Origin of the sequence: Neisseria shayeganii 871 (assembly GCF_000226875.1) — a bacterium.
Lineage (GTDB): Bacteria > Pseudomonadota > Gammaproteobacteria > Burkholderiales > Neisseriaceae > Eikenella > Eikenella shayeganii.
The window spans coordinates 1,355,850-1,362,995 of the sequence record NZ_JH164926.1; the positions used below are offsets into that span (position 1 = coordinate 1,355,850).

General features: G+C 57.8%; 7 protein-coding genes. 4 read left to right on the top strand and 3 right to left on the bottom strand.

The window, feature by feature from the left end:
- Nucleotides 1–143: 143 nt before the first annotated feature.
- The 3 genes from HMPREF9371_RS06260 to HMPREF9371_RS06270 all read right to left on the bottom strand — a co-directional run bounded on the left by HMPREF9371_RS06260 (nucleotide 144) and on the right by HMPREF9371_RS06270 (nucleotide 1,719).
- Nucleotides 144–503 (bottom strand): YbaN family protein, encoded by a 360-nt coding sequence (locus tag HMPREF9371_RS06260; RefSeq protein WP_040660895.1) that lies wholly within the window; start codon nucleotides 501–503, stop codon nucleotides 144–146.
- A complete protein-coding gene (locus HMPREF9371_RS06265) occupies nucleotides 503–1,084 on the bottom strand; it encodes a DUF1415 domain-containing protein (RefSeq protein ID WP_009119146.1) in 582 nt (193 codons plus the stop codon). Before HMPREF9371_RS06265 ends, HMPREF9371_RS06260 begins: the two co-directional genes overlap by 1 nt.
- Nucleotides 1,085–1,230: 146 nt before the next feature.
- Entirely contained in the window at nucleotides 1,231–1,719 is a 489-nt protein-coding gene (locus tag HMPREF9371_RS06270) for an Lrp/AsnC family transcriptional regulator (protein ID WP_040660898.1), read from the bottom strand.
- Between the two features lie 951 nt (nucleotides 1,720–2,670).
- Between HMPREF9371_RS06270 and gcvT the strand changes: the two genes are divergently transcribed.
- The 4 genes from gcvT to HMPREF9371_RS06290 all read left to right on the top strand — a co-directional run bounded on the left by gcvT (nucleotide 2,671) and on the right by HMPREF9371_RS06290 (nucleotide 7,136).
- Nucleotides 2,671–3,768, top strand: a complete 1,098-nt coding sequence (gcvT, locus tag HMPREF9371_RS06275) for a glycine cleavage system aminomethyltransferase GcvT (RefSeq protein WP_009119149.1) — start codon at nucleotides 2,671–2,673, stop codon at nucleotides 3,766–3,768.
- Nucleotides 3,769–4,032: 264 nt separating this feature from the next.
- Complete coding sequence (locus tag HMPREF9371_RS06280; RefSeq protein ID WP_040660283.1) at nucleotides 4,033–4,644, top strand: hypothetical protein; 612 nt, start codon at nucleotides 4,033–4,035, stop codon at nucleotides 4,642–4,644.
- 54 nt (nucleotides 4,645–4,698) lie between these two features.
- Complete coding sequence (gene gcvH, locus HMPREF9371_RS06285; RefSeq protein ID WP_009119151.1) at nucleotides 4,699–5,082, top strand: glycine cleavage system protein GcvH; 384 nt, start codon at nucleotides 4,699–4,701, stop codon at nucleotides 5,080–5,082.
- Nucleotides 5,083–5,258: 176 nt separating this feature from the next.
- The gene (locus HMPREF9371_RS06290; protein ID WP_009119153.1) at nucleotides 5,259–7,136 is read left to right on the top strand and encodes a monovalent cation:proton antiporter-2 (CPA2) family protein; all 1,878 of its coding nucleotides are present in this window, start codon (nucleotides 5,259–5,261) and stop codon (nucleotides 7,134–7,136) included.
- Nucleotides 7,137–7,146 lie beyond the last annotated feature (10 nt).

A 7,146-nucleotide genomic window follows, 5' to 3' on the forward strand; every position in this document is an offset into this window, starting at 1 on the left:
GGTTTTGCAAAGGTCTCAGCCCGAAACAATACAAATCGCCCCGCTGGCCGGCCAACGGGGCGATTTTTTTATGCGAAGGCTTCCTGCGTTTCCAAGCGAAAAAGGCAAACATCACATCTGCCTGCGCCGTCCCTCCCTCCGCCTCAAGCATCGGGCAGACGCCACAGCCAAACGGCCACACAAAAGCAGATGACCGAAGTGATGGCCGCCGCCCACCAACGCTCAGGAAAGGCGTAAAACATCCAGCTGCAGGAAATCGTCATCATAACGGCCGCCAAATACTTGCCCCGCCTGGGCACAGCACGGCGCTCCTCCCAATCCTGCACCATCGGCCCGAAATAATGATGTTGGTGCAACCAGCGGTGGAAACGCGGCGACGCCCGCGCCCAGCAGGCAGCCGCCAACAGCACCAGCGGCGTGGTGGGTAAGAGCGGCAGAAAAATGCCGACGATGCCGGTCAGCAGGGCAAGCGCTCCGGCCACCCACAATAAAGCACGGACAATCACGACGGCTCCCGTTTGTGCGGACAAGCGCGGGCCACGCCCAGGCTGTCCCACCCCTCGCGTCCCATTTCTTCCAACAGGGCGATGTTGCGCTCGAAAATCTCGGCGGCGTCGGGAAACGCCTCCGCCGCTTTGGCAATGCTGTCTTCGCGAATCAGGTGCAGCGTGGGGTAAGGGCTGCGGTTGGTGTAATTGCCGATGTCGTCCGCCTCCGTGTCGGCAAATTGGAAGTCGGGATGGAAAGGCGCAATCTGCAACACGCCTTCCAAGCCGTTGTCGGCCACCGCCGCATCGGCCAATTCCAACATATCGTTGAAGAGCAGAAAGTCGGGAAACAGCGTGGGATGCACCAACAACGTGGTTTCCACCTCCTCTGACGCCACGGAAGCCAGATATTGCAGCTCGCGGTCCAAATCTTCCAAAAAAGCATCCAAATGCCGGGCCCGGCTAACCGCTATGCGCACCCGGCCTTTCACATACGGCGCCTTGGCAAACGGGCACAAATTCAAACCGATCACCGCCGCCTCCAGCCAATGGCGGGTATCGGCCAAAACGGCAGCCTCATCCGGAACAGCATTCATGGGTTGGGTTTCCTGCAGACAGAAAAAAGGGCAGGATTATAAACCCTGCCGTTCGGCAAAATCAAAATTTACTGTCGAAATCAAGGCGTTCAGGTAGCCTCAACACCACATCGGGCTACCTGAAAGCCGGCCAACCGGGCAAATATTCAATCTGCCGCCAAATGATGCAGCGGCAACGCGGTTGAGTTCTTCACTTCCTGCAACACAAAGCTGGAGCGCGCATCCAGCACGCCCGGGTGCGACAGTAAGGTATCCAGAATAAAGTGGGAAAAAGCCTGCATATCGGTGAAGAAGGCATGTAGCATATAATCGGTTTCGCCGGTGAGTGCAAAGCAACTCAGTACCTCCGGCCATTGTTTGACCGATTCGGCAAAGCCGTCCCGCGAATGGCTGCCCTTATCTACCGACACCCGGATAAACACCTGCAGACCCAAGCACACTGTTTCCGGGCTCAATAAGGCGGCATAACTGCGGATCACCCCTGCTTCCTCAAGCTGTTTCAGGCGCCGCAGGCAGGGCGATGGCGACAGCGCCACCCTTTCGGCCAATTCCACATTGGTCAATCGGCCGTTGCCCTGCAATACCTGCAGGATTTTTAAATCGGTTTTATCTAAAGTGGTTGTGGTTGTTGTCATGCTGCTGTTTTTCCCATTGATTTGCATTGATCATGACGACAGCCGCCTTAACTGAAATCACCTAAGACAGCTCCCTATTTTCCCGTTTATTAACATCCGAATACTTCAACCTTTTTCTTGTCCCGACGGTATCAGCAGTGATCACTCTACAGTCGGAGCACGGGCGCATTATAGCGAAATGCCGTTGGAATAAAATTCCAAAGTTAGGATTAGAAAGGAAATTTTAATGTCTATTTCACATTCACTCATTCAAGCTTCACAGTATTAAACGAAATTATCGGTTTGTTTACTTAAACATGACAAATTTTGTTAAATTAAGTAATTCAAGTGTCGTCTGTTTAAGGTTTGAGCAACGCCCATGCCAAGCCGCATTTAAGCCTTGCCCCTATTTTCAAAATCAGGTGATAATCCAGCCAGTTTTTTTAAGCAGTCCAAGGACCATTTGAGCGCCGCATTTAATGAAAGTTGCTTTTTTCCAAGCCAAACCGCCATCAATGCAATTGAAAACTTCACAGCTGCCCGTTAAGTCTAGTAAAGCCCCACCCTAACAGTCTGCACAAGGTGCCGACACAACCGCCCCCAACGGCAGCATAGACAAAGTAGGGCTGACAGGCTAAGGCTTGCGGCAGAGACTGCCCCTTTGCGTCACCTTTGCAAAAATATTGCCCGCAAACACTGCAAAAAGGGCATTTTGTGTCGATTTATGGCGGCCACCAACATATTTTTAAGGCATTGAGCAAAAGGGCCAAATCAAGGCGTCCTCTGGCTCAATCAAGCGGACAGTCTCATCCCGGTGCCGCCACACTAAATTACCGCCCCTTTAGCGACGGCAGCTTTGGTGCGAAAGCTTAGATTTCACGCATGCCATAAACTATGCGGGACCAATTCGCTTCCTTGCCGGCCTAGGCAACCAACAGACAACCGTTTCCCCAACACCAGGAGTACGCTCCCATGAGCTTAAAGCAGACCCCTTTCTATGCCGCCCACCAAGACGCCGGCGGCAAACTCGTTGATTTCGCCGGCTGGGCGCTTCCCGTCAACTACGGTTCGCAAATCCAGGAACACGAAGCCGTGCGCACCGATGCCGGCATGTTCGACGTTTCGCATATGTTGGTTTCCGACATCCGCGGCGAACAGGCCAAAGCCTGGCTGCAAAAACTGCTCGCCAACGACGTAGCCAAACTCTCCTTCGTCGGCAAAGCCCTCTATTCCGCCATGCTCAACGACAACGGCGGCGTGATGGACGACCTCATCGTGTACCGCGCCAACGAAGCCGAAACCCAATACCGCATCGTCTCCAACGCCGCCACCCGCGAAAAAGACCTGGCCCAATTTGCCAAAGTGGGCGCAGCGTTCGGCGTTGACATCACTCCCCGCTACGATCTTGCCATGCTCGCCGTGCAAGGTCCCAAAGCCATTGAAAAACTGCTCGCCGTCAAACCCGAATGGGCCGAAACCGTTAACGCGCTCAAGCCCTTCCAAGGCGCCGATTTGGGCAACGACTGGTTTGTCGCCCGCACCGGCTACACCGGCGAAGACGGCGTAGAAGTGATTCTGCCCGGCAGCGAAGCCACCGCCTTCTTTGCCGCCCTGCGCGAAGCCGGCGTTCAACCTTGCGGCCTCGGCGCCCGCGATACCCTGCGCATGGAAGCCGGCATGAACCTCTACGGCCACGACATGGACGACGAAACCAGCCCGCTGCAGGCCGGCATGGGCTGGACGGTGGATTTGAAAGACGAAAGCCGCGACTTCATCGGCAAAACCGCCCTCGTCGCCCTCAAAGAACAAGGCGTGGACGTCAAACAAGTCGGCCTCTTGCTAGCCAAAGGCGGCGTTTTGCGCGAAGGCATGGAAGTGGTGACGCCCGAAGGCCAAGGCATCACCACCAGCGGCGTGTTCTCGCCCAGCCTGAAGCAGTCCATCGCCATCGCCCGCGTGCCGAAAGCCTTTGCAGGCGACACCGCCAAAGTGCTGATGCGCGGCAAGGAAGTGGACGTGCGCGTGCTGAAACTGCCGTTTGTGCGCAACGGCCAAAAACAATTCGATTGATGCCATGCCCCGCTTTCAGGTAGCCTTGGCAACAGGCTGAGACCTTTGCTAAACCTCCAGATGTGGACGCAGTTCAGGGCGTAGCAGCGCAGCGAGCGTGAACGCCAGGAATCCCTGCGGGACAGACATATCACACGATAGGCAAGCGAGCAGTTCGTAGGGCATAAACGCACAACGCAGAAATGCGCCACAGATGGGAGGCAAAGGTCTCAGGCTACCTGAAACCATCTTTACCATACCATCTTCCGCTTTGGAGCAACCGCCATGAGTCGATATTGCCGCCGTTTATCTGCCGCCTGCCTGCTCAGCCTGCCTTTGCTGGCGTGCTCACCCGCCGAGCCGTCGGCAGAAAAATCAGAAGTCGTGGTGGTGCCGGCTGCGGAAAGTTCAGCCCCGATACCGACAACCGATTACGGCCGCCTGAAATTGGAAACGGTGAAAAGCCTGTATGCCTCTTTTCTAAATCCAGATGCCGGCCAAGCCGCATCCGAAGAGCCGGTTGTTTACCAAGGGTCGATTGATACCGCCCTGCTTAGCGCCGATCTCAAACGCACCTTAGCGCGCGACCAACGTGCCTCACAAGCCACAGGCGGCATTGCCTGTATTGATTACGACCCGATTGTTCAGGGGCAGGATGCCGACCCTAAGGAAATCGCCTCCAGCTTGGCTTTCCGCCTGCTGGACAGCGGCGAGGTACAGGTGAGCTTCAGCAATTTCGGCACCGCCAACACCCTACGCTATGCGCTGATTTGCCGAGACCAACAATGTCTGATCGACGACTTGATCGAAGACCCAGACATAGCAGACAACCAAGGCTCGTTCAAACGCCGCGCAAATGCCTGTTTGGACGAGCTGGCCAAAGAAGTCTCTTTTTAAGCTACCCATCCGGCCGGATTGCCGGCCGCTCTTTACCCACTTGGAGAACACACCATGAGCAATATCCCCGCTGATTTGAAATACGTATCCAGCCACGAATGGCTGCGTCTGGAAGCCGACGGCAGCGTCACCGTGGGCATTACCGAGCATGCGCAAGAGCTGTTGGGCGACATCGTTTTTGTCGAGCTGCCCGAAGTGGGCGCCAGCCTGGCCGCCGACGACCAAGCCGGCGTGGTGGAATCGGTGAAAGCCGCTTCCGACGTTTACGCCCCGATTGCCGGCGAAGTGCTGGCGGTTAACGAAGATTTGGTCGGCGCCCCCGAAACCGCCAACAGCGATCCTTACGGCGCAGGTTGGTTTTTCAAAATCCGCCCGGCCAACGCCGCCGATCTGGACGGCCTGCTGACCGCCGAACAATACGCCGCCGAAATCGGCTAATCCTGCTTCAGGCTATCTGAAAACGTTTCAGGTAGCCTGAATTGTTTGTGCACAGGCCCCAAACCGCCTGCATCGCTCGGGCGGCCTGTTCAGGTAGCCTGCCCCTCTTCCGTGCGCCGTCTCCTTTCTCCACAATCAAGCGACTGCGCTGTTCCTCCCATTCCGTCTTCACCGCCATGTCTGAGATTCTGCTTTACGCCTTCATCTATCTGTTTGCCGCCGTTGCCGCGGTCTTGGTTTCGCAACGCTTCGGCCTCGGCTCGGTATTGGGCTACCTGATGGCCGGCATCGCCATCGGCCCCGTATTGGGTTTGGTGGGCAAGGAAGTGGAGACCATTCAGCACGTGGCCGAATTCGGCGTGGTGATGATGCTGTTTCTGGTCGGCTTGGAGCTGGCGCCGCACACTTTGTGGCAGCTGCGGCACAAATTATTGGGCTTGGGCGGCCTGCAGGTCGGTCTCAGTGTGGCCATGATTGCCGGAGCGGCGGTGGCTCTGGGCCAAAGCTGGCAAGTCGGCGTGGCAGTGGGCTGCATTCTGGCTCTGTCGTCCACCGCCATCGTGCTGCAAACCTTGGGCGAAAAAGGTTTGCTCAATACGCAGGGCGGGCAGGCGGGCTTTATGGTGCTGCTGTTCCAAGACGTGGCGGCCATCCCGATGCTGGCACTGCTGCCGCTTTTAGGCGCAGCCGGTGCGGCGGCCAATGCGCCCGATGCCGACCATTCCATCAATCTCTTGGCCGGCGAACCGGTGTGGCTGCAGGCGCTGGCCACCGCGCTGGTGCTGGCCGCCATCGTATTCGGTGTGCGCCGCATCGTGCCCGCCGCGTTCCGCCGCATCGGGCGCACCGGGCTGCGCGAAATGTTCACCATCTTTACCCTGATGCTGGTGGTGGGCATTGCCGAATTGATGTCGGTCATCGGCCTCTCGCCCGCACTGGGCACCTTCATCGCTGGCGTGGCACTGGCGGAAAGCGCCTACCGGCACGAGCTGGAAAGCCATCTGGAGCCGTTTAAAGGGCTGCTGCTGGGGCTGTTTTTCATTACCGTGGGCGCCGGCATCAACTTCAAGCTCTTGGGTGGGGAATGGTGGCTGGTCCTCGGCCTCACCGGCGGCCTGATGCTGTTGAAAATGCTGGTGCTGTTGGTATTGGGCAAAATCTTCCGCCTCGATTCGACGGCCAACAAGCTGTTTGTTCTCAGCTTGGCACAAGCCGGGGAATTCGGTTTTGTGCTGTTGTCGATCAGCAAACAGAGCCACCTGCTGCCGCCGCTGCTGGCCGACCGCATCCTGCTGGTGATCGCCCTCTCCATGGTGGCGACCCCGCTGCTGTTTATCCTCTACGAGCGCCTCAACAAAACGGCAGACAACGCCGCCGACCACCGCCCGGATGACGAAATCGGCGATGAAAAACCGATCATTCTGCTCGGCCACGGCCGCTTCGGCCTGCAAATCAACCGCATGCTGGCCGCCTGCGGCTACCATTCCACCGTGATCGACTACCACGCGGAAACGGTGGACGGCCTGACCCAATTCGGCCTGAAAACCTATTACGGCGACGCCAACCGCCCCGAACTCCTCGCCTCCGCCGGCCTGCAGCGGGCCAAACTGTTGATTGTGGCCATTGACGACCGCAGCCGCGCCATCGAAATCATCGAATTCGTGCGCCGCCATTATCCGCAGCTGCCGGTCATCGCCCGCGCCTACGACCATTGGCACAGCCACGATTTATACCGCGCCGGCGCCAACCATGTGGTGCGCGAAACCTTCGATGCCGCCGTGCACAGCGGCCGTTTGGCCTTGGAAGCTTTGGGCATTTCCGCCGGGAAAGCACGCGAGCTGGCCGACCTCTATACCGCCCGCGACGACCGGCGCCAACACATTTTGGCCGAATCGCACGACCCTTCCCTGCCCCTGCACATGAACGAGCAGCTGGCCGAACGCCTGCGCGCCTTAGAAGCGGAAACCGCCGAGCTGATGCAGGCACTGATGCAAGAGCCGGTCGCCCAAACCGACAGCGCGCCCGCCCAACCGCTTTCAGGTAGCCTGTCCTAGATGTTTAGAG

Bases quoted from the DNA above. Each gene is read 5' to 3' on its own strand.
- HMPREF9371_RS06270 (WP_040660898.1), bottom strand. From the start codon at position 1,719: ATGACAACAACCACAACCACTTTAGATAAAACCGATTTAAAAATCCTG.
- HMPREF9371_RS06280 (WP_040660283.1), top strand. From the start codon at position 4,033: ATGAGTCGATATTGCCGCCGTTTATCTGCCGCCTGCCTGCTCAGCCTG.
- gcvT (WP_009119149.1), top strand. From the start codon at position 2,671: ATGAGCTTAAAGCAGACCCCTTTCTATGCCGCCCACCAAGACGCCGGC.
- HMPREF9371_RS06290 (WP_009119153.1), top strand. From the start codon at position 5,259: ATGTCTGAGATTCTGCTTTACGCCTTCATCTATCTGTTTGCCGCCGTT.
- HMPREF9371_RS06265 (WP_009119146.1), bottom strand. From the start codon at position 1,084: ATGAATGCTGTTCCGGATGAGGCTGCCGTTTTGGCCGATACCCGCCAT.
- gcvH (WP_009119151.1), top strand. From the start codon at position 4,699: ATGAGCAATATCCCCGCTGATTTGAAATACGTATCCAGCCACGAATGG.